Below are 22,817 nucleotides of genomic sequence, written 5' to 3' on the forward strand. Positions count from 1 at the left end.
TAACACTATTCCGTTATTTTTGTTGTGCAAAGGTACACTTCTTTGCCTAAAATTTAAACACATTATGCAAACGGAAAAGGTTGTTGACCACATTGTTAAATGGTTAAAGGATTATGCTATTAATGCAAAGGTAAAAGGTTTTGTCATTGGAATTTCTGGCGGAATTGATTCTGCGGTTACCTCGACGCTGTGTGCAAAAACCGGATTAGAGGTTTTATGTCTTGAAATGCCTATTCATCAATCAGAAAATCAGGTCTCCAGGGCACTAAACCATATAGAATGGCTGCAATCCAAATATCCACTAGTAAGGATGACTAAAGTTAATCTTACCCCTGTTTTTGACGGTTTGGTTGAAGTCCTACCAAAAGTTGAAAATGAAGAAAGTCGCTTTATGTCCTTAGCCAATACACGCGCGCGACTACGAATGACATCGCTGTATTATTTTGCCGCATTGGAGAAACTTCTTGTCGCTGGGACCGGCAATAAAGTAGAGGACTTTGGTGTTGGCTTTTATACCAAGTACGGTGACGGTGGGGTAGATCTGAGCCCCATTGCCGATTTATTAAAATCTGAAGTCTATGAAGTTGCCAAATATTTAGGTATCAATCAGGAAATTATCGTAGCACCACCAACCGATGGTCTTTGGGGAGACGATCGTACAGATGAAGATCAAATAGGAGCGTCTTATCCTGAATTGGAATGGGCCATGAAAATGAAAGATGAGGGCAAAACTGCAGACGATTTTACAGATAGGGAACGTGAGGTGTTTAACATCTTTATGAAGTTCCATAAGTCAAACAAACATAAGATGATTCCTATTCCAATTTGCGAAATTCCCAATAATTTTAAATAGTTGTTGTTTTTTATGAAAAAATAAAGCCAAACTGTTAAATTTTTAATTATTTTTGTTTAACGCGTTTCCTAAACTCGCTATACTTAACTTCAGTTATTCGATTTTTAACCCTAACTAAACAAAATCAAATATCATGATAAAATTATTGATTGTCGATAGTCATCCTATTGTAAGGACCGGACTAGAGCTCTATTTTAATAACAAGCCTGACATCAACGTTGTTGGAAGCCTAGGAAGCGGCATTGAGATATTTGATTTTATTCGTCGCAACCCCGTAGATGTTATTATCTCTGAGATAGATTTACCTGAACTCAACGGTATAACAGCACTTCGTGCAATAAAAAAAGAAAACAAAAATATAAAAGTCCTTATGTTCAGCCACCAACCAGAGGAAATCTATGCCATAAGTACTATAAAGGCTGGCGCTTCAGGTTACCTCAACAAAAAGGCCAGTGTTGAGGATATTGAAGCTGCCGTGCGAAAAATTTATAACGGCGAGACGTCCTTAAGTGAAAAAATGGACAAGCATCTCAGGTATGAAGACACGCGTAAGAGCAGAAGCAGACTTTTTAAAAAGCTGTCCACACGGGAGGTTGAAGTTTTAAAATTACTTTCAATAGGACGCAAGAATAAGGAAATTGCAGAGGAGTTAGATATTAATGAGAAAACCGTCAGCACCTACAAGGCGCGCTTATTTAAAAAGCTTAATGTGACTAATATTGTTGACCTGATACATCAGGCAAAACACCATAACCTTACTTAACCGCTTGACCACCAACAACCTTACCTAATTTACGCGACAGCAACATTTTAAGACCGAGATAGTCTTTGACGTCTTCAATTATAGTCTTAGAATTAGCATCCTCCTTAAGTGTCTCCTCTTTGTATTCGGCAACTTTTTTATCAATAAGGTGACATCTTAAGCTTAAGATTGTCTGACTTACCAATTGCGCGATGGTATCCTCTTTTCCTTTGGGAATGATATTATTGCGATGCCAGTCGTGAAGATTATACTTCTCATCCTCCATTAGAATGCTCGTTACCGTACTCGCTAAATTTTGATCGAGCTGATTGATAAAATCCTTAGTGGAAAACTGCTCATCTTGGTGTAATCTATCTATAATGTTATAATAAAGTGTCTTGAAACCTTCATTGGTAAATTGCATTTCGTCTTCCTGAAGATCTAAATAAATCTTTTCAAATACCTTTGCTGCTTGTTTTACCGGTTCTAAAATTAAGTCGCCCGAAACCTCATCTTCTTTTAAGATTAAATCTTCAAATTCTTCTTCCCTATTACCGTAAAGCATTAAAATTTGAATGATTTTCTGTTCTAGCTCAAATTGAATATCTATTTTAGGTCTGGCTACTTCTTCATTCCTGACCACCTCAAAGGCCCTTTGGTCCTTTTTGTATTTTTTATTGGCGTCTTGATACTCCTTTTTGTTAATTTGGGCAAGGGTACTAAACAGAACATTCTCGCTAATATCCATAATCTGGGCACACTCCTGAATATAGATTTCGCGCTTAATAGGGTCAGGTATTTTAGCAATACTATTAACAATCTCCCTTATGGTTTCTGCTTTTTTTATAGGGTCATTCTGAGCTTCCCTAACCAATAAAGATGCCTTAAATTGAATGAAATCCTTTGTGTTTTCCTGGAGATAAACGGTCAGCTCCTCAAGGGTGTTTTCCCTTGCAAAACTATCTGGGTCCTCTCCGTCAGGAAACGTACAAACCTTAACGTTCATACCCTGTTCCAAAATCAAATCAACACCCCTTAAAGACGCTCTTATACCGGCTGCATCGCTATCAAAAAGCACGGTAATATTATTGGTTAATCTATTGATCAATCGGATTTGTTCTGGCGTGAGGGCCGTACCAGAAGAGGAGACTACGTTTTTAACCCCTGTTTGGTAAAATTGAATCACATCCGTGTAACCTTCCACTAAATAACAATTATCTTCTTTAGCAATATTTTGCTTGGCAAAATATAAGCCGTATAACACCTTACTCTTGTGATAGATGTCGCTCTCAGGAGAATTTAAATACTTGGCCGCTTTTTTATCGCTGGTTAAAATACGGCCGCCGAAACCGAGCACCCTACCACTCATGCTATGAATGGGAAACATAACGCGGCCTTTAAACCTATCAAAGTGCTTTTGCTCCTTTACAATAGTAAGACCCGTTTTTTCTAAAAATTCAAGCTTATATGCTTTGCCCAAGGCGTCATCTGTAAAGGCTTGCCATTCATCGAGAGAGTAGCCCAATTGGAATTTTTTTATGGTCTCTTCGGTAAACCCGCGCTCTTTGAAATAACTTAGACCAATGGCCCTACCTTTATCAGTAGTGTGCAATATTCTTTGAAAGTAGGTATTAGCATATTCACTAACCAAATAGAGACTCTCGCGTGCGTCAGCTTGCGCCTTTTCCTCATCCGTTCGCTGAGTCTCTTCTATTTCAATATTATACTTTTTTGCGAGGTATTTAATGGCCTCAGGGTAGGTAAAATGCTCGTGTTCCATTAAAAACGTAACGGCATTACCTCCTTTACCTGAAGAGAAATCCTTCCATATCTGCTTTACGGGAGACACCATAAAGCTTGGTGTACGCTCTTCACTAAACGGACTTAGACCCTTGTAGTTACTTCCCGATTTTTTAAGCTGAACAAAATCACCTATAACCTCTTCTACGCGAGCGGTTTCAAATACTTGTGCTATGGTGTTTTGTGAAATCAAATTTTGGGTTTTTAGCAGAGGTGTAAAATTAAGATAAAATTACATTAGTAGAAACGATAAATGAAAAAGCCTTGTCCGAAAAACAGACAAGGCTCCTAACACTCAAAATTAATTGATTTAGTCTATATCAAACCGTACACCAAATGAAATATTATTCTGATCGACTGCTTGGTTCTTAAATAGCGGGTTAAGATCATATTTTACATAAAGCGCTACATCATCAATACCGACATACCCACTTAATCCATAAATAAATTCACTTACTTCATAACCACCACGCTGTTTATTTTTTATTCGATTTCCATCATCTTTATATTTCAATTTTTGCATATTCCACACATTCAATCCTGCATAACCTCCTAAGCCAATTTTAAATTGATTTCTCGTAGAATATCTGAAATAGTTATCGCGCTCTATTTTTTTTGATGGTCCAAATTCAAAGTGTAAAGGAATCACAATATTTGTAGCTCTAAATTTGGCCTTATCCAATTCCTGAGGAAATTCCTGAAGTAAAATTTCATCATCTACATTGACAAAATAATTGTTATCCTTAATATCAAGCTTATTCCATTGAATGGAAAGACCATACTTTACTCTCAAAAAATTTGAGTTATTTAAAAGTCGTGTTTTCCATGAAAAACCCCATTCTATAAATCCTGAGCCACCCAATTTATAAGGTGAGTCATCAAGGTTTTGGCCATCAATAAGTGTATTATTAAACCCGATAGCAAAGACATTTTCTTCTACTGTCCTTCTATCATATTTTCTAGGTTTATCATACTCCTTTTCGCCAATATAAATAAAACTGTCATTGGTTTCCTCATCGCCTCCAATTCTTACAATCAATTGGGTACCATCTTCTTTACCCTCATAGTAGATTCCATTGCGCTCCACCAGCGCAATTTTGTTATCTACAATTGCTAATCTATTTTCTATGTTCTCTGCTCTTTTTTTTGCGGCATCTTTCTTTAATTGCTCTGCTTCTGCTGCCGTAATCTTACCGTTATCCAAACGTTTATTGATCAACTCAATATCTGACTTCAGCAATTCGCGTTCTTCTTTTTCAATGTCTTTTTTTAATTCCTCAAGTTTACTTATTTCTTTTTGCTTTTTAGACTCAGTGGCATCCATAATGGAGTCTTTCTTTATCTCCTGAGCGTTAATAGTGCTTAAGGCTAAGCATAAAACAAAAGGGACTAGTACTCTAGTAATTGTATTCATAACTGTTCGTTTTTTGATGATTTATAATTATTTTAATTTGATTCTGAACGAAAATGTTTTTTAGATTTATAAGACCAGGACGATTTAGTGATTACGATGCACAACTGCCGTTTTAATAGTTTCATAACCATCTTTAAGCGCTTCAAATACTTTAGTCCTAAAGGATTCACCCATTTCATCTTCTACACTTATTAATAAGGAAGTCGCATCTACCGTTCTTGAAGCATCCTTTAAAAATTTACCTTTTAACAGTTCTTTATTTGCCATTTTTAAAAGTGAATCTACTTCCCTATCCGTAACTGGCTTAGTTTCTGATCTAAAATTCTTTAACGTTGCAGCCACGCTTTCTCTTAACTCATCTTCGCCAATAACATTTTGCATATCTTGTTTGGGCTTTTGGCCTTTTCGAGTAGTTAACTTATCATCTAGTGAACTTCTATTTCCGGCAATCTTTGTCTGACTTTTTGATTGATTTTGCACTGTCTTTTTATAGTCTGTTAAGGGTGCTTTAGTCGTTGTTGATTCATTATTTTTATTGTTAGACGTTTCATCCGTAGCAACTACAGCATTCGTTTTTACCTCATCAACTATGATATCGGTGGGTTTTTTTGGCGTAGTTTCAACCTCTTCTTCAACCAGGGTTGGTATGATGGCTTCATTCTCTTCATTATTGAAAAACTGAATGGTAACTGCCATTAAAATAACCAAACCAGCAGCAACACCTAACCACCAATAGAATGGTTTTTTGCTCCTTCCTTCTTCGGTACCTAAACGTTCAGCCAACTTAGACCAACTTCCTTCTGATGGTGATAAAGTACGCTTTTCTAGCTTTTCCTTTAACTGTTCTTCAAATTTAATTGGTGCCATAGTTGCTCTTATTTAATTCTTTAATATTTTTCTGAAGCATCTGTCTCGCTTTAAACAATTGTGATTTAGATGTCCCTTCTGATATATTGAGTAATTCTGCAATTTCGCTATGCTTATACCCTTCAATCGCATACATTACAAACACCATTCTATAACCTTCTGGCAAACTATCTATGAGTTGTTGTATTTCTGCAACTTCAATATTAGACTTAATATTATTAGAATAATCCCGTTCAATATATTCGTCCTCAGCAGCAAATTCAATAGTCTTTTTCTGTCTTAAATACGAAATAGCTTCTCTCACCATAATGCGTCTTACCCAGCCTTCAAAACTTCCTTCATTTTTAAAGGTCTTTAGATATTTAAACACCTTAAAAAACCCATTGAGCATTACCTCCTCTGCTTGATGCACATCTTTAATGTAATACCTACACACACTTAACATTTTAGGCGAATGCAATTCGTACAACACATGTTGTGCTTCACGATTGTTTTTCGCGGCTCTTTGTATCAGTTGTGTTTCGTTCTTATGAAGTTGAATAACTTTCATTCTACGTTTTACAGTTGTGCTTCTATTTGTATAGACGCATTAAATCATCAAATGGTTGTCTGGGTAATTAATTTTTTACTAAAAAAAATGCAATGGCCTAAAAAATAGACTCTTATAACTACTTTTTCCGGTCAATTACATAGTCGACCATGAGCATAAGTGAAGATTTGTATGATGAATCGGGGTAAACAGACAACAAGGCCATAGCTTCTTTTTGGAAGAATTTCATTTTTTCAACCGCATACTCAAGGCCACCGTGTGCCTTTACAAAAGCAATAACCTCCTTGACCCGTTTTTTATCCTTGTTATGATTCTTCACGGAATTAATGAGCCAAGCCTTTTCTTTTTTAGAACAGGTATTTAAGACATAAATAAGCGGTAAAGTCATTTTTTGTTCTTTGATATCAATACCAGTGGGTTTTCCAATAGCCTCTTTACCATAATCGAATAAATCATCTTTGATTTGAAAGGCCATCCCAATGAACTCACCAAATTTTCTCATAGTATCTACTTCGTTAGAATTTGGTTTTACGGATGCTGCTCCCAAACTGCAACAAGCGGCAATGAGTGTGGCTGTTTTTTGTCTTATAATATCATAATAAATATCTTCTGTGATATCAAGTTGCCTAGCTTTCTCAATTTGAAGCAACTCGCCTTCGCTCATTTCCCGGACAGCTACGGAAATTATTTTCAACAAGTCAAAATCGTTGTTATCTATTGACATTAAAAGCCCTTTTGACAACAAATAATCCCCAATCAATACAGCAATCTTATTTTTCCAAAGTGCATTTATGGAGAAAAAGCCACGACGCCTATTACTATCATCTACAACATCATCATGCACCAAGGTAGCTGTATGGATCAACTCTATCACAGATGCTCCTCTATAGGTGCGTTCGCTGATTTCGCCATTGTTCACCATTTTGGCTACCAAAAACACAAACATAGGACGCATTTGCTTTCCTTTTCGGTTGACTATGTAATGCGTAATGCGATTAAGAAGTGCTACCTTACTGGCCATAGCGAGCTGAAACTTCTGTTCAAAGAGTTCCATTTCATAAGCTATGGGCTGTTTTATTTGTTCGGTGATTTTCATTTTAGAGTTCCAAATCCTGATATTTCATGAATTTACGAGCTAATAAACGATATAGAACTGCGAAATTACGAATAATGCCTTTTACAATTGTTAATTTGCGAAAATTATAAGGTTCACGTAAACTAATCAAAATAAATTGTAACTTTAGTAATACTATTTTTCACATATTTTAAATATCGAGCTTATGAAAAAAATTACATTAGTTTTTATTTTTTTATTTACCCTTTTATTGTGCTCCGCCCAGCAAACGATTTCCTTTGAGGCATCGGAGGGTTACAGCCTTGGAGATATAAATACTCAAAATGGTTGGGTAACTACGGGTACTGGACCTGGAACTTTTATAACCAACCAGGTTGTCTCTGATGAATTGGCAACTGACGGTTCCTTCGCTCTAAAAATTGTTCAAGAGACTGCTTTTCCAGGTCAAGCAAATGCCATTGTTGGGGCCTTTTATGATTATAGTGTTCCAGTAGCTCAGGATGGTTCCACCTTTTCTGCAGACATAAATATCACCCAACAAGATGCCAATAGTTCAAATTTTTTGTTCGGACTTGTTAATTCAACTGCGGGATCATTTATTGCTTGGTTTGAATTTGATTTCCAGGGTAATATTTTTGTCTTAGTGGATGACGGCCTAGGTACTGTTGTAAGAAATGACACAGGAGTTAGTTGGGCCATTGATACTTGGTACAATGTTCGAATGGAAATAAATGGTTCAACTATTAACTTTTTTTTAGACGACACACAAATAAGTACTGGTACCGTAATTTTAGCGGATGACGTGGAGCAAGTTAGATTTTCTCATGATAATTTTGGCGGGTCTGCGTATATAGATAATTTTAGAACAAATGATGAAAATTTATCGGTTGATGCTTTTGAACAAAATTCTTTTTCATTTTATTACGAAAAATCAACGAAATCCTTGAATCTAGAGTCCTCAATAGCCCCAATGAAGAATATTGAGATTTATTCTATTATAGGAAATCGTGTCATGAACATGTCTCTATCAACTCGTTTTGAATCTATTGACTTAACTTCCTTGTCAGATGGTATTTATTTAGCAAGAATAAGTACAAATGATTATTCGAAAACTATTAAATTTTTGAAGAATTAATTTATATTGATAAAAAAGCGGCTATTTGCCGCTTTTTTAAGTCTTATTGGCCAATTGGCCGCAAGCTGCGTCAATATCCTTTCCTCTACTTCGTCTAACGGTTACTGTAATATTATTGGCTTCTAGGACCTTAACATACATATCTATAGCTTCGGAATCGGCTTGTTGAAATTCGCCGTCGTCTATAGGGTTATACTCAATGAGGTTGACCTTGCTAGGTGCAAACCTACAGAAATCCACCAAGGCGTCGACGTGTTTTTTATCATCATTAATACCTTGCCACACTACATATTCATAGGTAATCCTGTTTTTAGTTTTGGCATACCAGTATTCTAAGGCTTCTCTCAAATCCTTTAAGGGAAAGGTTGCATTAAATGGCATAATAGATGTTCTCACCTCATCAATGGCAGAGTGAAGAGAAACGGCAAGTTTAAACTTCACCTTATCGTCAGCTAATTTTTTTATCATTTTGGGCACACCTGAGGTAGAGACGACGATTCGTTTTGGCGACATCCCCAAGCCTTCTGGAGATGTAATTTTATCTATAGCTTTAAGAACGTTATTGTAATTCATAAGAGGCTCTCCCATGCCCATAAAGACAATATTGCTCAATGGTCTGTTATAGTACAATCTACTTTCATTATCAATAGCTACGACTTGGTCATATATTTCATCTGGATTTAGGTTTCGCATTCGTTTTAATCTGGCTGTTGCACAAAACCTACAATCTAAGCTACATCCAACCTGTGAAGAGACACAGGCTGTAGTGCGATTTGCTGTGGGGATTAATACAGATTCTACTACTAAATCATCATGGAGTCTAACGGCATTTTTTATCGTGCCATCACCACTGCGCTGCATTTGGTCTACCTTAATGTGGTTGATTACAAAATTAGCCTCAAGCATTTGACGTGTTTCTAGGGAAATATTGGTCATGTCATCAAAGCTATAAGCAGCTTTTTGCCATAGCCATTCATAGACCTGATTTCCTCTAAACGCCTTATCTCCCTTTTCTACGAAAAAAGCCCTTAATTGCTCCTTCGTTAATGCCCGTATATCTTTCTTTTTAACATCCATAAAAGACAAAGGTAGTTATTATGCCGTCCTTAAAACAGAAAAGCCTCCTTGTTTAGGGAGGCTTTATAATTATAATCAATCTTTTTACTTATATAATCAACATAGCATCCCCATAGGAGTAAAATCTATATTTCTCCTTAACAGCGACTTCATAGGCATGCTTTACAAACTCATGACCTGCAAAAGCAGAGATCATCATTAGCAAAGTTGATTTTGGTGTATGAAAATTGGTGATCATACTATTTGCTATACTAAACTCGTAAGGCGGAAAAATAAACTTATTGGTCCAGCCATCATAGGGATTCAATCTGCCATTAGAAGATACTGAACTTTCTATGGTTCGCATGGATGTGGTACCTACAGCACAAACACGCTTTTTATTTTCGATACCTTTATTAACAATGGCCGCTGCACGTTCATCTATAACAATTTCTTCACTGTCCATTTTGTGTTTTGACAAATCCTCAACTTCGACCGGATTAAATGTGCCAAGACCAACATGAAGGGTTACCTCTGCCATTTCAACACCCTTAATTTCTAAACGCTTTAATAAATGCTTTGAAAAGTGAAGTCCAGCTGTGGGGGCTGCCACGGCACCTTCATTTTTGGCAAAAATGGTTTGATAGCGGTCTTCATCCTCTGGCTCCACATCGCGTTTTATATATTTGGGCAATGGGGTCTCTCCAAGTTCAGTTAGTTTTCTTCTAAAATCGTTATAAGAACCATCGTACAAAAAACGCAGGGTTCTACCTCTAGATGTGGTATTGTCAATGACTTCAGCCACCAAAGTTTCGTCCTCGCCAAAATATAATTTGTTACCTATTCTTATTTTTCGAGCTGGGTCAACCAAGACATCCCATAGTCTCTGGTCTTGGTTCAACTCACGGAGTAAAAATACCTCTATCCTAGCACCCGTTTTTTCCTTATTTCCAAATAAACGTGCTGGAAAAACCTTAGTATTATTGAGAATCATCACATCACCTTCATCAAAATAGTCTATAACATCCTTAAAAAGTTTGTGCTCTATGGTTTGTTTTTCCCTATTCAAGACCATTAACCTAGACTCATCTCTATGTTCTGCTGGATGCTCTGCTAATAATTCTGGTGGAAGGTTAAAATTAAAGTGTGATAATTTCATAAATGGATTTTTTTTGCAAGGTGCAAATATACAATCTCAATAGGGGGGTTGTCAAGGAAAGCGGTAATTATTTTAAAATTAAGTCTAAAAGGCTATACGGAAGTTATGTGAAAGCCAATTGATCTAAGGTCTTCCCAAAAATTTGGATAGGACTTGGTTACCACGTAAGCATTTTGAAATGATATCGGAACCAGTAATCCTAAAGGTGCAAAAGCCATAGCCATTCTATGATCGCTATAGGTTGCTATAGACACATTACTATTAATAGTAACTGAAGGTTCCAATTTCAGGGATTCCTCAGTAATAGCAATATTCGCTCCTAATTTTTGCAATTCGGTTTGTAAAGCTTCAAGTCTATCTGTTTCTTTAATTTTAAGTGTATGAAGACCATTTAATTGACATGCTACACCTAATCCAAAAGCTGTTACAGCTATAGTCTGAGCTATATCTGGTGCATCGCTAAGGTCTAATCGAATGTTTGATCTCGTATCTTGAGCCAGAGTTTTTTTTATTTTAATAGTCGTCCCTTTAAATTCCGTCTCAACACCAAAACCTTGGTAAATTGAAGCTAGCTTAGAATCTCCTTGTAATGATTCTTTTTTATAGGTGGACAAAGTTATCTCTGTTCCTACTTTACTCAAAGCGATAATACTATAGAAATAGGAAGCCGATGACCAATCTGATTCTACCTCAAAACTACAGGACGTAACCGGCATACTTTTAGGTTTTATTTGAATACGGTTCTCTTTAAAGTAAGCTTGAACGCCTAACTGCTTAAGAAGACTGAGCGTCATGTGTATATAGGGAACGGATGTTACTTTTCCTGTTAATGATAAGTCTAAACCTTGTGGCAGGCTAGACCCTATCAATAACAGGGCAGAAATATACTGACTACTAACATTTGCTGTTAGCGATACTTTACTTTTGGTTAATGTCTTTCCTTTTATCCTTAAGGGCGGGAACCCTTCATTTTCCATATATGCAATATCCGCTCCAAGTTCACGCAGCGCATCCACTAAAATCTTTATCGGACGTTCGCGCATACGTGAAGACCCTGTCAAAACAACTTCCCTATTCTCTTGAATTGCAAAATAAGCAGTAAGAAAACGCATTGCAGTGCCCGCATGATGGATATCTATAATATCCGAAGTAGAGGTCAAGGCTTTACCCATCAATTGAGTATCATCTGAATTTGATAGATTTTGTAAACTAACATTTGGATATAAAGCTTGTAAAAGCAATAAGCGATTAGACTCACTCTTAGATCCAGTTATTTGAATATGTTGGTGATTTAGTAATTTTGACTTTTGGATACTAATGTCCATAAATGAAACGGTCTAGACTTAAGACGTAAAGCTACTTTAATTTCTCGTTATTATGGTGCCTATCATGATCTCGATTTGCTTTTTTATCCAACTTTTTATCAAAAGCCGCTTCTAAATCTATTCCTGTTTGGTTGGCCAAACAGAGCACCACAAACACAACATCTGCCAATTCCTCCCCCAAATCCTTGTCCTTGTCACTGTCCTTTTCACTTTGTTCACCATAGCGACGTGCTATTATTCTGGCCACCTCACCAACTTCTTCGGTGAGTTGGGCCATATTCGTTAGTTCATTAAAATAGCGAACTCCGTGATCCTTGATCCAATTGTCTACTGCTTGCTGTGCATTTCTAATATTCATACTACTCTTTGTTTTTTGAGTCTATAATTATGGTAACAGGACCATCATTAACCAATTGTACCTTCATATCTGCACCAAATATACCAGTCTGGACTGGTTTACCCAGATATGTCTCTAGAGTTTGGTTAAATTTCTGATATAATGGAATGGCAATTTCTGGTTTTGCAGCCTTTATATAACTAGGTCTATTCCCTTTTTTTGTACTCGCATGGAGGGTAAATTGACTTACAACAATAATATCCCCATCAACCTCCAAAATAGATTTATTCATAATACCTTCTTCGTCTGGAAAAATCCTAAGATTGACAATTTTTTTACACAACCAATCAATATCCTCCCAGGTATCGTCATCAATTATACCGAGTAAGACCAAAAGACCATTTTCCATAGAGGCCACCTGCTTATTATCAATCTTCACTGATGATTGAGAAGCCCTTTGTATCACTACCCTCATTCCATATCCCAATTATCGGTTCTGTAGTTCTCGTCTTCGCCCTCTAGGATCTGAAGGTAACTTCTATATCTGGAAAATGATACTTTGTCATTCTCAAGCGCGTCTTTTACGGCACATTTAGGCTCCTTAACATGGAGGCAATTATTGAACTTACAATGTTCCTTTAATTTGAAGAATTCAGGAAAATAATCCCCCACTTCTTCCTTTTCCATGTCTACAACACCAAAACCCTTAATACCCGGAGTATCTATGATTTTAGCATCAAAGCTCAAATCGAACATTTCCGCAAAGGTAGTGGTATGCTGTCCTTGCATATGCTGTTCAGAAATCTCTCTTGTTTTTAAATCTAAGCTAGGCTCAATAGCATTAATCAATGTTGACTTGCCAACCCCTGAATGGCCTGCGAACATATTTACTTTCCCTTCCATTAACAGCTTTACCTTATCAATATTTTTGCCTGTCTTAGCAGAGATACCAATGCAGTTATAGCCTATTTCTCGGTAAATACTCGCTAGATATTTTACTTCAAGAATGGCTTCATCATCGTAGGTATCTATCTTGTTAAAAAGCAGAATCGTTTTGATGGAATAAGCCTCTGCCGTGACTAAAAAACGATCTATAAAACTGGTTAATGTTGGTGGGTTATTTATGGTGACCAACAAAAAAACCTGGTCAATATTAGCAGCTATAATGTGGGTTTGTTTTGATAGATTAACCGACCGTCTAATTATATAATTTTTGCGTTCTTCAATACGCTTTATAACCCCTGTTTCGGTGTTGTTCTTGGTTTCTAAATCAAACTCCACCACATCCCCAACAGCTATAGGGTTGGTACTCTTGATGCCTTCTAATCTAAAGCGACCCTTGATCCTACATTCATAAAATTTTCCGTTCAAGGTTTTTACGTTGTACCAACTACCTGTAGATTTATAAACCGTTCCTATCATCAACTAATTTTGATATAACAAAGAAACAACATTTAACAAAAAAATCACTAATTTGAGAGTATATAACAAAAATCATATACTATGAAAAAATCCACTTTACTCATTGCTGTTATAATCACAGGCTTTATCTCTTATTCATTTATAAAGTCAGACCAACCCTCAACAGGAGTAGAATACCGAGTTGTCACAAGCGTGGAATCCATTGTACCCAATGGCCTAGGACGTTCTCGATTAATTTCATCTAATGTCGGCAGGGATTACGACGACTACACCTCTGAACGCTCCAGTGATAAAAACGAGGATAGCAGAAACAAATCTAAACGCAGTGATATACGCGTTAAGGATTTTGAAGAAACCAAGTTGCTTAACTTCTATAATATTGGTGGTATTCGTTTTCAAAATATCGTTGCCAATGACGCCGTAATTACCTCTAAGCTCATTGCTATGGCAGACAAGGGCTGGGAACTTGCTTTTGTAAGCAGCAGTTCTGAAAGTGATGCCGGGAAAGACGACGGCCAAGGTATTTTTGTAACGCGTTATATTTTTAAACGCCCCAAACAGCAGTAAAAAAAGGCTCGCATTTTGCGAGCCTTTTTCGTCTTATCTAGTGATTTATAATGTCCTCTTGGTGGTTTATAGATTCTTGGTGAATAGCCTTGAACATTCTCAGGATAAATTCTTCGCTTAAGTTTTTCTCCTCTCCCTCTAAAATCATTTTACCCAAGATTTCATTCCAACGCTTAGATTGAAGAACGGCGACATTATGGTCCTTTTTTAATTGACCGATGTCATCTGCAACTTTCATCCGTTTTCCCAATATTTCAATCAATTGATGATCAATAACATCAATTTTGGTCCTTAAGGTATTTATCTTGTTGGTAAAGGCAGCGTCATCGCCAGACTCCTTTCTAATCCTTAAGTCTTCTGTGTATTTTATTAATTCCTTTGGTGTTATTTGCTGTGCCGCATCACTCCAAGCATTATCTGGATCGTGATGTGTTTCAATCATGAGACCATCATAATTTAAATCCAAAGCCGTCTGACTTAAGTCAAAAATAATATCTCGCCTACCAGCTATGTGCGAAGGGTCTAAAATTAATGGTAAGTCAGGAAAGCGGTTTTGTAGGTCTACAGCAATCTGCCATTCTGGATTATTTCTATACCTTGTTTTTTCATATGTTGAAAACCCTCTATGAATGACCCCAAGATTCTCGATATCTGCCTTGTAAAAACGCTCTACTGCCCCCAACCAAAGTGATAAATCTGGATTTACGGGATTTTTAATGAGTACTGGTTTATTTGTACCCCTTAAAGCATCTGCAATATCTTGAACGATGAATGGGCTTACGGTAGTTCTGGCGCCGATCCAAAAAATATCTACATCATGCTCTAGCGCAAGCTCTACATGGTGGGGGTTTGCGACCTCAGTGGTTATCATTAAACCTGTTTCTTGTTTTGCCTTTTGCAACCACTTCAAGCCCAAGGCACCAACACCTTCAAAATTTCCAGGTCGTGTTCTTGGCTTCCATATACCTGCCCTAAAAACCGTGGCATCACTTTCTTTTAACTGATGCGCTATATTTAATACTTGTTCTTCCGTTTCTGCACTACACGGTCCTGCAATAACCAAGGGATGGTCTAAACCCATGGCATCTAACCAGTGTCTCAATTGTTTTTTGTTTTCCATAATGCTAATTAATCTCTTTTTCTAAATTTTTATTGTATTCCTTTAAGTATGTGTTTTATATAATTTGTGGATTCCATCTCATGGTAAACCGCACTAAAATCTTCATTTTCTATTAAATCCTTAAAATGCTTCAAATTGTTTATATATTCTTCCAAAGTCTCTACCACATTGGTCTTGTTCTGTTTAAAAATTGGTGTCCACATGGCAGGTGAACTTTTTGCCAATCGCACCGTACTTTCAAAACCACTGCCAGCCATGTCGAAGATGTCACGTTCGTTTTTTTCCTTTTCAATAACGGTTTTACCCAACATAAAAGCACTAATATGGGACAAATGCGATACGTAGGCTATATGCTTGTCGTGGGCCTTGGGATTCATATACCTTATACGCATTCCTAGGTCAGAAAACAATTTGAGCGCTCTTTCCTGAAGTTTAAAGGCTGTTTCTTCAACCTCACAAATGATATTGGTTTTGTGCTCATAGAGGTTATGGATAGCGGCATTTGGCCCAGAAAATTCTGTTCCAGCAATTGGATGGGCCGCTAAATAATTTCTACGCTTTGGATGATTTTTTACCCTAAGACAAATATCTTCCTTAGTGGAGCCTGCGTCAAACACCACGGTATCATCGGAAATCTTATCCAAGACATTGGGCAATACCTCTAAAGTGGCATCTACCGGAATAGCAATTATAACCATATCCGCCTTTTTAAGAGCTTCAAAAGTTTCTTTAACATCGATGACCCCTAATTTCAAGGCTTCATCCAAGTGTGCTTCATTAGAATCAATTCCACTGATTATAACCGATGGATAATTTTTTTTGATACCCAAAGCGAAACTTCCGCCAATTAATCCAACACCTATTATAAAAACATTCTTCATCTTTCCTAAATTCTTTCTAAAGCTTCAGCAATAGCATCTTCGGAAGCACAGAGTGAAAACCTAACGTAACCTTCGCCATTACTGCCAAAAACTGTTCCTGGTGCTATAAAAATGGAGTACTCTTTTAAAACTAAATCCGTAAATTCCTCTGATTTTAAATGTGGTGGCAGCTTTGCCCATACAAATAATCCAGAGGTATCCTTATCGAATGTACAGTTGAGCCCCTCTGCCAATTTCCAAATCATTTTTCTTCTTTGTTGATAAACGTTATTTAAACTTACATACCAAAGGTCAGAAGATTTTAGGGCTTCAATAGCGCCTTTCTGAATACCGTAAAACATACCAGAATCGATATTGCTCTTCACTTTTAAGACAGCACTGACATAGTCGTAACTCCCAACAAGCATCCCAACGCGCCAACCTGCCATATTAAAGGTTTTACTCAATGAGTTTAGCTCTAGGCAAACACGCTTTGCATCTCGGTAGCGCATAATGCTTATTGGCTTGTCATTTAGCACAAAACTGTATGGGTTATCGTTGACAATGAGAATATCATGCCGCTTACCAAAGGCAATAACCTCGTCGTAGAATTTATTGCTCGCATTAGCGCCAGTTGGCATATGGGGATAACTAACCCACATAATTTTTATCTTGCTGAGATCCATGCGTTCCAAAGCAATAAAGTCTGGCAACCAATGGTTTTCTTCCTTTAAATCGTAATAGACAGGAGTAGCCTCTAACAATTTTGTTACTGCAGCATAGGTTGGATATCCTGGATTTGGAACCAGAGCCTCATCTCCTGGATTAAGAAAAGCCATGGAAATATGCATAATACCCTCCTTACTTCCTAATAATGGTAATACCTCTGTCTGGGAGCTTAAATTAACCTTATACCGTTTTTTATAAAAGTTTGAAATTTCCTCTCTCAACTCAGGCAAGCCCTGGTAGCTTTGATATTTATTGGCGCCTTCATCTATTAAACTATCCTGAAGTAACATGGTTGCCTTAAATGGCGGCTCTAAATCAGGGCTTCCAATCCCCAAATTTATAATAGGCTTTCCTTGAGCCTTTAAAAGTGCCACTTCCCTTAATTTCTTTGAAAAATAATATTCCTCAACGTGTTTTAGCCTATTAGCCACTTCAATCATAGTCTCGCATTTTTATATTCACCTAACACTTTAAAATTTTCTGCCATAATTTCCATTAAGGATTTGGCCTTGCTGTAATCTTTGTAATCTTTGAAAGTCACGTCCACAAAAAAGGCATATTTCCATGGTGTGTCCATAATTGGCAAGGATTGAATCTTTGTTAAATTTAGTTTACAATCGCTCAAGACATTAAGTATTGTGGCTAAACTTCCGCGTTTATGGTCCAAAACAAATTTAAGAGATGCCTTGTCCATCCGGGTAAAATCGTTGTTTTCTGTCTCTCTTTTAACTATTACGAAGCGTGTTTCGTTATGTTTTATGGTTTGAATACTTTCTGCCAAGACTGAGAGTTTATATAGCTCAGCAGCCTTCTTACTCGCGATAGCGGCGATATGCTTCACGTTTTTTTCGGCAATTTGCTTAGCAACCTCCGCTGTATCCCTGGCCTCAACCAATTTAATATGCGGTAGGTCCTTTAAAAACATCTTACACTGCAATAAAGCCATAGGGTGGGAATGAACCTCAGATATATCTGCAATAGATTGACCAGGTAGTGCCATTAAATGATGTTGGATATCCAAATAATATTCCCCTACTATGTTTAAGTTATTATTATCTATGAGTGCGTAATTTGGAATTATCGAACCTGCTATTGAATTCTCTATAGCCATAACAATCTCATCAGAACTACCCTCTAATAGACTTTCTATAACACCATCAAAAGACATACACTCCTCGACTGCTGCACTGTCATTGAAATAGTGCTGTACAACTTCATGGTGAAACGAACCCTTTATCCCTTGTATCGCTATTGGTTTGGTCATAATAAAAAAGTCTCGATTATATCGAGACTTTATAGATTTTTATTTTAATAAAACATATTAAGCCTCGTTTCCTTTAGAATAAAAGAAATAAAACCAGTTATAATATGTTTTTGTTGTATTCATCATTACAATTAGACAGCTAAAGTAACTATTATTATGTAAATACAAAACCCATTAAATCAAATTTTATATTTCATCATATTGTAAATGATTATTTTTACCAAAAACTTAGCTAAGCATGTCTATTGAAGTAGAAAATATTACAAAACGTTACAAAAACCAAGTGGCCCTTAGTGACGTTTCGTTTAAAATAAAAAAGGCTGAAATCGTGGGCTTTCTTGGACCAAATGGTGCTGGAAAATCTACAATGATGAAGATATTAACAACCTATCTTGAAGCTACTGATGGCAAGGCCAAAGTTAACGGTTTTGACGTGAGTGCATCAAAGAAAGAAGTTCAAAAGAGCGTGGGTTACCTTCCTGAGCATAATCCATTATATCTCGATTTATATGTAAAAGAATACCTAGCCTTTAATGCCGAGGTTTATAAAGTCCCTAAGTCTAGAATTGATGAGGTCGTTCAATTGACAGGGTTAACTTCCGAGGCCCATAAGAAAATTGGCCTACTTTCTAAAGGTTATAGGCAACGTGTTGGTTTGGCCAATGCCTTATTGCACAACCCAGATGTTCTCATTTTGGATGAACCAACAACAGGCCTAGACCCAAATCAATTGGTTGATATTAGGCATCTCATTAAAAGTATTGGTAAGGAAAAAACAGTGTTCCTGTCTACACACATTATGCAGGAGGTCGAAGCAATGTGTGATCGCGTAATCATTATTGATAAGGGTAAGGTAGTTGCGGATAAGTATTTAAAGGATTTGCGGGAAGGAAACGCACAAATAGTAGTGGTTGAATTTGATTATCGGGTGGAAGACACGTTTTTGCTTAAACTTCCAAAAGTTTCTTCAGTTGTCAATACGCGTGATTTCATATACGAAATCACCTTTTCAACTGACCAGGATATGCGTTCTCATGTATTCGATTTTGCCCATGACAATGCACTTAAAATACTCCAACTTAACCAAAAGAATACTAGTCTGGAAAGTTTATTCAGAGACCTTACTAGTTAAAAATTAATTGCCCAGTGTAAAACTCCTGCACATCCACATTAGGTGGCTCGTTAAGTACTATGACGTCGCCTGTCCCTCTTAATTCACCAGTAATAGATTGCTGTGGATTTACAATCATATCATTACTGGCACGATGGAAAATATTGATATGCTGCGCCACGAGATTGGCACCTTCAAATCTACTTGCTCCCGAAAAGAAACCGATATCTAAATTTTCTACATGACCATCTATAAAAAATAGGGATATACCATTTGATAGGATATTGACATTTTCAGAATTAACATGCACTCTAAAGTCACCAACACTAAAATCTGTTTCTTCTATAAAATCCTCTGAAATCAACGTAAGTGTATTATAATTCAATGGCCCATCAGATCTTACTGTGAATTGCGTTGATGACCTTACCTCTGTGAGATTAGGCGCTTCGATATAAATTTTAGTAATACCGTAACCCCTTACTAAATTACATGTATTATTATCAGTCAATACCAAACGGTCCCCAATAACCTCCACATCTATATCATTTAACAAGTTCTCACCCGTCTCAACGGTAACCTTAATACTCGGCGATTCCTTAATAATTAGCTCAATATCCCTGTTAACAAGTATACGTTCAAACGGCGCTACGCTAAATTCTTCCTGTACAATATTTCCAGCTGTCTGAAAACAATTAATAGCATCTTCACTGTCACAAGTAGTGAGGGTCATCGCTATAACACTTATTTTGATGACAAATAACATTCTATGTTTCAAATCTAATTTCACAATCTAATTCCAATTCCTAATTCAACAGCTTCTGCCTTAGCGCCATGAGATTTTAGGGTTATTGCAGCAAATATTTTTTCACCAAAATATCGTTTTAACCCAACCCTAAAATACGTTCTTCCTTCAAAATCGAATGGATAATATATATAATAACCCAATTGAGTTACAAGAGATATTTTATTCATAAAAAGTTCGTGACCTATAAAAACCCCTACACGCTTCCAATCTTCATTTCCGCTGACATTTTCCGCTGGAAAAGCAATAGATTTGTAATAAATAAATTCCTTTAAAAAATTAGAGAAAAAGGCGTCTATCCCAAATTGTAAAGCACTTGTGTGACTTAACCGTTTATCTGCATAAGCTGACAAAATATAAAATGGAAACTGTCCGCTTCCAATGACATCGCTCTCATTAATCCCTGTTCTAAACGCAATATTATATCTTATCGGTTCCGTAAATTTCTCGTCAGATAAATTTTTAGTATACGCTGTAATTTTATCTTCTAGATTATAATTAAGTCCAACATTAATTGCCACTGTATTCACACTTGTGTTTGGCGCTTTTACGTTGGCATTGGAATAATGGATGAGTGAAATTCCAGCTTGAAATCCAAGGCGCTTAAAAATATGTTCCCTTTTATAATTAAGCATTAAATACGTAGAACTTAAGAGGTCTGAACCAAAAGCGACGTTCTTTGGGTTGTCAATTTTATCATATGGGTTTGTGGTATAGGCAAGACCTTGACTTATCCTAATCATTAAGCTCCGTTTAAGGAAATAAAAATTATAATGTGCATACAATCCATACATTTCGCCAAGTCTATCGTCCTTTAAATCCTGATATATAAAAGAAGCCCCAAAATCGGGGTAATTAAAGCGCTGCTGCCAAGCTTCGTCTCCGAATGTTTTTTTATTCCAGCTCAAAATAAGGCCTTCGGGGTAACCGCTAATTAAGTGCAGTATACTACTGTTGTGTAAAGCAATAGTCCCTGTAAAATAGTTGAGGTCAAAATAGGAAGCCGCTTTATCTTTCTCTTGGGTGTGAAGTGTTAATCCAAAAGCAAGAAAGACACAAAAAAGCCAGGGATACTTCATTTCAGTTTTATTGGTGGCAAAAATAAAACAATAAACAAATTAGAAGGCTTAAAAATGATTAATTAGTCCAGTTATACGCAGAATAATATCTGTTATCACCTATTGTTTCTTTTAAATTTTTTACTTTTGCTGCAATTAGTAAAAGAGGAAAAATTTGATCTGATTGCAACCTCTAAAAAAAATGCTAAAGCAGTATCAACACTACTTCTCTAGCAATCTGCAATCTTCAAATTTTACCTTATAATTAATTATGACTTAAAATTTTGATTTATGCCCTATTTATTTACTTCAGAAAGTGTTTCTGAAGGTCACCCCGATAAAGTTGCAGACCAAATTAGCGATGCCTTAATTGATAATTTTTTGGCCTTTGACCCTGATGCTAAAGTCGCATGTGAGACTTTAGTAACCACCGGACAAGTAGTACTGGCCGGCGAGGTGAAATCTAACACCTATCTAGATGTACAAAAAATTGCAAGAGACACTATCAATAAGATTGGCTATACTAAGGGCGAATATATGTTCGATGGCAACTCTTGCGGTGTCTTTTCTGCGATACACGAACAGTCTGAAGACATCAATCGGGGTGTTGACCGTGCCACTAAAGATGAGCAAGGTGCTGGCGACCAAGGTATGATGTTTGGTTATGCAACCCGTGAAACCAATAATTACATGCCTCTGGCATTAGATATATCGCACCTTATCTTAAAAGAATTAGCTGCGTTAAGACACGAAAACAAGGATATTACCTATTTACGGCCAGATTCTAAAAGCCAAGTTACTATTGAGTACAGTGATGACAATACACCTCAACGTATTTATTCTATAGTCATTTCAACCCAACATGATGAATTTGGTGAAGAACAGGCCATGTTGGAGAAAATTCGAGCTGACATAAAATCCATTCTTATCCCACGGGTTATTGAAAAAGTACCTGATCATATTAAACCTTTATTCAACGATGCTATTATTTACCACATAAACCCTACGGGTAAATTTGTTATTGGCGGTCCTCATGGAGATACTGGATTAACGGGACGAAAAATCATAGTAGATACTTATGGAGGCAAAGGCGCACACGGCGGTGGTGCCTTTTCTGGTAAAGACCCAAGTAAGGTAGATCGAAGTGCAGCTTATGCCACGCGCCATATCGCCAAGAATTTGGTTGCCGCAGGATTGTGTGATGAAGTATTGGTACAAGTCTCTTATGCCATTGGTGTTGTAGAGCCTATGGGTATTTTTATTGACACTTATGGAACATGTCCCTTCAATTTAACCGATGGGGAAATTGCACAAAAGGTAACTGACCTATTTGATATGCGACCAGCGGCCATAGAGAAACGCCTTAAACTACGTCAGCCCATGTATAGCGAAACAGCAGCCTATGGCCATATGGGGCGTACTAACGAAATTGTCACAAAAACATTCCAACAACCAGATGGTGAAACCATAACCCTAGATGTAGAGTTATTCACTTGGGAAAAACTAGATTATGTAGACAAGGTTAAGACAGCCTTTGGTCTTTAAATCTGTATAACAAAAGCCTTTCGTTT

23 protein-coding genes are annotated in these 22,817 nt (G+C 36.8%); 6 read left to right on the forward strand and 17 right to left on the reverse strand.

Annotated features, from left to right (window positions below; all coding sequences use genetic code 11):
* Positions 1–64: 64 nt before the first annotated feature.
* On the forward strand, positions 65–853 hold the full coding sequence (gene nadE, locus CA834_RS12625) for an NAD(+) synthase (protein WP_094969078.1): 789 nt from the start codon (positions 65–67) through the stop codon (positions 851–853).
* Between the two features lie 133 nt (positions 854–986).
* The gene (locus tag CA834_RS12630) at positions 987–1,616 is read left to right on the forward strand and encodes a response regulator transcription factor (protein WP_094969079.1); all 630 of its coding nucleotides are present in this window, start codon (positions 987–989) and stop codon (positions 1,614–1,616) included.
* Here the strand turns inward: CA834_RS12630 and dnaG are convergent.
* The 5 genes from dnaG to CA834_RS12655 all read right to left on the reverse strand — a co-directional run bounded on the left by dnaG (position 1,609) and on the right by CA834_RS12655 (position 7,322).
* Complete coding sequence (dnaG, locus tag CA834_RS12635; protein ID WP_094969080.1) at positions 1,609–3,588, reverse strand: DNA primase; 1,980 nt, start codon at positions 3,586–3,588, stop codon at positions 1,609–1,611. The genes CA834_RS12630 and dnaG overlap by 8 nt on opposite strands.
* Before the next feature lie 117 nt (positions 3,589–3,705).
* The gene (locus tag CA834_RS12640) at positions 3,706–4,809 is read right to left on the reverse strand and encodes a hypothetical protein (RefSeq protein ID WP_094969081.1); all 1,104 of its coding nucleotides are present in this window, start codon (positions 4,807–4,809) and stop codon (positions 3,706–3,708) included.
* 84 nt (positions 4,810–4,893) lie between these two features.
* Positions 4,894–5,676, reverse strand: coding sequence for a hypothetical protein (locus CA834_RS12645; RefSeq protein WP_094969082.1), 783 nt, complete (start codon positions 5,674–5,676; stop codon positions 4,894–4,896).
* Entirely contained in the window at positions 5,663–6,226 is a 564-nt protein-coding gene (locus tag CA834_RS12650; RefSeq protein ID WP_094969083.1) for an RNA polymerase sigma factor, read from the reverse strand. Before CA834_RS12650 ends, CA834_RS12645 begins: the two co-directional genes overlap by 14 nt.
* A 118-nt stretch (positions 6,227–6,344) precedes the next feature.
* Complete coding sequence (locus CA834_RS12655) at positions 6,345–7,322, reverse strand: polyprenyl synthetase family protein (RefSeq protein ID WP_094969084.1); 978 nt, start codon at positions 7,320–7,322, stop codon at positions 6,345–6,347.
* A 184-nt stretch (positions 7,323–7,506) separates the two neighbouring features.
* Between CA834_RS12655 and CA834_RS12660 the strand changes: the two genes are divergently transcribed.
* Positions 7,507–8,436: a T9SS type A sorting domain-containing protein gene (locus CA834_RS12660; RefSeq protein ID WP_094969085.1), complete on the forward strand. Its 930-nt coding sequence runs from the start codon at positions 7,507–7,509 to the stop codon at positions 8,434–8,436.
* Between the two features lie 36 nt (positions 8,437–8,472).
* Here CA834_RS12660 and rlmN read toward each other — a convergent pair whose 3' ends face one another.
* From rlmN to rsgA, 6 genes are all read right to left on the reverse strand, one after another.
* Positions 8,473–9,513 carry a 23S rRNA (adenine(2503)-C(2))-methyltransferase RlmN gene (gene rlmN / locus CA834_RS12665; protein ID WP_094969086.1) on the reverse strand — a complete coding sequence of 347 codons (1,041 nt, stop codon included), beginning with the start codon at positions 9,511–9,513 and terminating at the stop codon, positions 8,473–8,475.
* A gap of 88 nt (positions 9,514–9,601) precedes the next feature.
* Positions 9,602–10,651: a tRNA preQ1(34) S-adenosylmethionine ribosyltransferase-isomerase QueA gene (gene queA / locus CA834_RS12670; protein ID WP_094969087.1), complete on the reverse strand. Its 1,050-nt coding sequence runs from the start codon at positions 10,649–10,651 to the stop codon at positions 9,602–9,604.
* 92 nt (positions 10,652–10,743) lie between these two features.
* Entirely contained in the window at positions 10,744–11,976 is a 1,233-nt protein-coding gene (locus tag CA834_RS12675; RefSeq protein WP_094969088.1) for a 3-phosphoshikimate 1-carboxyvinyltransferase, read from the reverse strand.
* Positions 11,977–12,007: 31 nt separating this feature from the next.
* Positions 12,008–12,334 (reverse strand): nucleotide pyrophosphohydrolase, encoded by a 327-nt coding sequence (locus CA834_RS12680; RefSeq protein ID WP_094969089.1) that lies wholly within the window; start codon positions 12,332–12,334, stop codon positions 12,008–12,010.
* A 1-nt stretch (position 12,335) separates the two neighbouring features.
* The gene (gene dtd, locus CA834_RS12685) at positions 12,336–12,788 is read right to left on the reverse strand and encodes a D-aminoacyl-tRNA deacylase (RefSeq protein ID WP_094969090.1); all 453 of its coding nucleotides are present in this window, start codon (positions 12,786–12,788) and stop codon (positions 12,336–12,338) included.
* Positions 12,785–13,735 (reverse strand): ribosome small subunit-dependent GTPase A, encoded by a 951-nt coding sequence (gene rsgA / locus CA834_RS12690; RefSeq protein WP_094969091.1) that lies wholly within the window; start codon positions 13,733–13,735, stop codon positions 12,785–12,787. Before rsgA ends, dtd begins: the two co-directional genes overlap by 4 nt.
* An 81-nt stretch (positions 13,736–13,816) precedes the next feature.
* On the opposite strand from rsgA, the gene CA834_RS12695 reads away from it, so the two are divergent.
* The gene (locus tag CA834_RS12695; RefSeq protein WP_094969092.1) at positions 13,817–14,302 is read left to right on the forward strand and encodes a hypothetical protein; all 486 of its coding nucleotides are present in this window, start codon (positions 13,817–13,819) and stop codon (positions 14,300–14,302) included.
* Positions 14,303–14,339: 37 nt separating this feature from the next.
* On the opposite strand, the gene CA834_RS12700 is transcribed toward CA834_RS12695, so the two are convergent.
* Genes CA834_RS12700 through CA834_RS12715 form a run of 4 tightly spaced genes read right to left on the reverse strand, consistent with a single transcriptional unit; the run spans position 14,340 to position 18,275 of the window.
* A complete protein-coding gene (locus CA834_RS12700; RefSeq protein ID WP_094969093.1) occupies positions 14,340–15,422 on the reverse strand; it encodes a bifunctional 3-deoxy-7-phosphoheptulonate synthase/chorismate mutase type II in 1,083 nt (360 codons plus the stop codon).
* Between the two features lie 29 nt (positions 15,423–15,451).
* Positions 15,452–16,303, reverse strand: coding sequence for a prephenate dehydrogenase (locus tag CA834_RS12705; protein ID WP_094969094.1), 852 nt, complete (start codon positions 16,301–16,303; stop codon positions 15,452–15,454).
* A 5-nt stretch (positions 16,304–16,308) separates the two neighbouring features.
* Complete coding sequence (locus CA834_RS12710; protein WP_094969095.1) at positions 16,309–17,451, reverse strand: pyridoxal phosphate-dependent aminotransferase; 1,143 nt, start codon at positions 17,449–17,451, stop codon at positions 16,309–16,311.
* Positions 17,448–18,275, reverse strand: coding sequence for a prephenate dehydratase (locus CA834_RS12715; RefSeq protein ID WP_094969096.1), 828 nt, complete (start codon positions 18,273–18,275; stop codon positions 17,448–17,450). Before CA834_RS12715 ends, CA834_RS12710 begins: the two co-directional genes overlap by 4 nt.
* Before the next feature lie 238 nt (positions 18,276–18,513).
* On the opposite strand from CA834_RS12715, the gene gldA reads away from it, so the two are divergent.
* Entirely contained in the window at positions 18,514–19,407 is an 894-nt protein-coding gene (gene gldA, locus CA834_RS12720) for a gliding motility-associated ABC transporter ATP-binding subunit GldA (protein ID WP_094969097.1), read from the forward strand.
* Here gldA and CA834_RS12725 read toward each other — a convergent pair.
* Together CA834_RS12725 and CA834_RS12730 are read right to left on the reverse strand one after the other, a co-directional pair.
* Positions 19,400–20,116 (reverse strand): head GIN domain-containing protein, encoded by a 717-nt coding sequence (locus CA834_RS12725; RefSeq protein WP_094969098.1) that lies wholly within the window; start codon positions 20,114–20,116, stop codon positions 19,400–19,402. The genes gldA and CA834_RS12725 overlap by 8 nt on opposite strands.
* A gap of 53 nt (positions 20,117–20,169) precedes the next feature.
* The gene (locus CA834_RS12730; protein WP_094969099.1) at positions 20,170–21,267 is read right to left on the reverse strand and encodes an acyloxyacyl hydrolase; all 1,098 of its coding nucleotides are present in this window, start codon (positions 21,265–21,267) and stop codon (positions 20,170–20,172) included.
* A gap of 270 nt (positions 21,268–21,537) precedes the next feature.
* On the opposite strand from CA834_RS12730, the gene metK reads away from it, so the two are divergent.
* The gene (gene metK / locus CA834_RS12735; RefSeq protein WP_094969100.1) at positions 21,538–22,791 is read left to right on the forward strand and encodes a methionine adenosyltransferase; all 1,254 of its coding nucleotides are present in this window, start codon (positions 21,538–21,540) and stop codon (positions 22,789–22,791) included.
* Positions 22,792–22,817 lie beyond the last annotated feature (26 nt).

It is taken from the genome of Winogradskyella aurantia, assembly GCF_002266855.1.
GTDB classification, from domain to species: domain Bacteria; phylum Bacteroidota; class Bacteroidia; order Flavobacteriales; family Flavobacteriaceae; genus Winogradskyella; species Winogradskyella aurantia.

Coding starts and splice junctions, on each gene's coding strand:
- queA (WP_094969087.1), bottom strand. CDS start 10,651: ATGAAATTATCACACTTTAATTTTAACCTTCCACCAGAATTATTAGCA.
- CA834_RS12630 (WP_094969079.1), top strand. CDS start 987: ATGATAAAATTATTGATTGTCGATAGTCATCCTATTGTAAGGACCGGA.
- CA834_RS12655 (WP_094969084.1), bottom strand. CDS start 7,322: ATGAAAATCACCGAACAAATAAAACAGCCCATAGCTTATGAAATGGAA.
- CA834_RS12700 (WP_094969093.1), bottom strand. CDS start 15,422: ATGGAAAACAAAAAACAATTGAGACACTGGTTAGATGCCATGGGTTTA.
- CA834_RS12715 (WP_094969096.1), bottom strand. CDS start 18,275: ATGACCAAACCAATAGCGATACAAGGGATAAAGGGTTCGTTTCACCAT.
- rlmN (WP_094969086.1), bottom strand. CDS start 9,513: ATGGATGTTAAAAAGAAAGATATACGGGCATTAACGAAGGAGCAATTA.
- metK (WP_094969100.1), top strand. CDS start 21,538: ATGCCCTATTTATTTACTTCAGAAAGTGTTTCTGAAGGTCACCCCGAT.
- rsgA (WP_094969091.1), bottom strand. CDS start 13,735: ATGATAGGAACGGTTTATAAATCTACAGGTAGTTGGTACAACGTAAAA.
- CA834_RS12710 (WP_094969095.1), bottom strand. CDS start 17,451: ATGATTGAAGTGGCTAATAGGCTAAAACACGTTGAGGAATATTATTTT.
- CA834_RS12680 (WP_094969089.1), bottom strand. CDS start 12,334: ATGAATATTAGAAATGCACAGCAAGCAGTAGACAATTGGATCAAGGAT.
- CA834_RS12660 (WP_094969085.1), top strand. CDS start 7,507: ATGAAAAAAATTACATTAGTTTTTATTTTTTTATTTACCCTTTTATTG.
- CA834_RS12650 (WP_094969083.1), bottom strand. CDS start 6,226: ATGAAAGTTATTCAACTTCATAAGAACGAAACACAACTGATACAAAGA.
- CA834_RS12730 (WP_094969099.1), bottom strand. CDS start 21,267: ATGAAGTATCCCTGGCTTTTTTGTGTCTTTCTTGCTTTTGGATTAACA.
- nadE (WP_094969078.1), top strand. CDS start 65: ATGCAAACGGAAAAGGTTGTTGACCACATTGTTAAATGGTTAAAGGAT.
- CA834_RS12675 (WP_094969088.1), bottom strand. CDS start 11,976: ATGGACATTAGTATCCAAAAGTCAAAATTACTAAATCACCAACATATT.
- CA834_RS12725 (WP_094969098.1), bottom strand. CDS start 20,116: ATGACCCTCACTACTTGTGACAGTGAAGATGCTATTAATTGTTTTCAG.
- CA834_RS12640 (WP_094969081.1), bottom strand. CDS start 4,809: ATGAATACAATTACTAGAGTACTAGTCCCTTTTGTTTTATGCTTAGCC.
- CA834_RS12645 (WP_094969082.1), bottom strand. CDS start 5,676: ATGGCACCAATTAAATTTGAAGAACAGTTAAAGGAAAAGCTAGAAAAG.
- CA834_RS12705 (WP_094969094.1), bottom strand. CDS start 16,303: ATGAAGAATGTTTTTATAATAGGTGTTGGATTAATTGGCGGAAGTTTC.
- dtd (WP_094969090.1), bottom strand. CDS start 12,788: ATGAGGGTAGTGATACAAAGGGCTTCTCAATCATCAGTGAAGATTGAT.
- CA834_RS12695 (WP_094969092.1), top strand. CDS start 13,817: ATGAAAAAATCCACTTTACTCATTGCTGTTATAATCACAGGCTTTATC.
- gldA (WP_094969097.1), top strand. CDS start 18,514: ATGTCTATTGAAGTAGAAAATATTACAAAACGTTACAAAAACCAAGTG.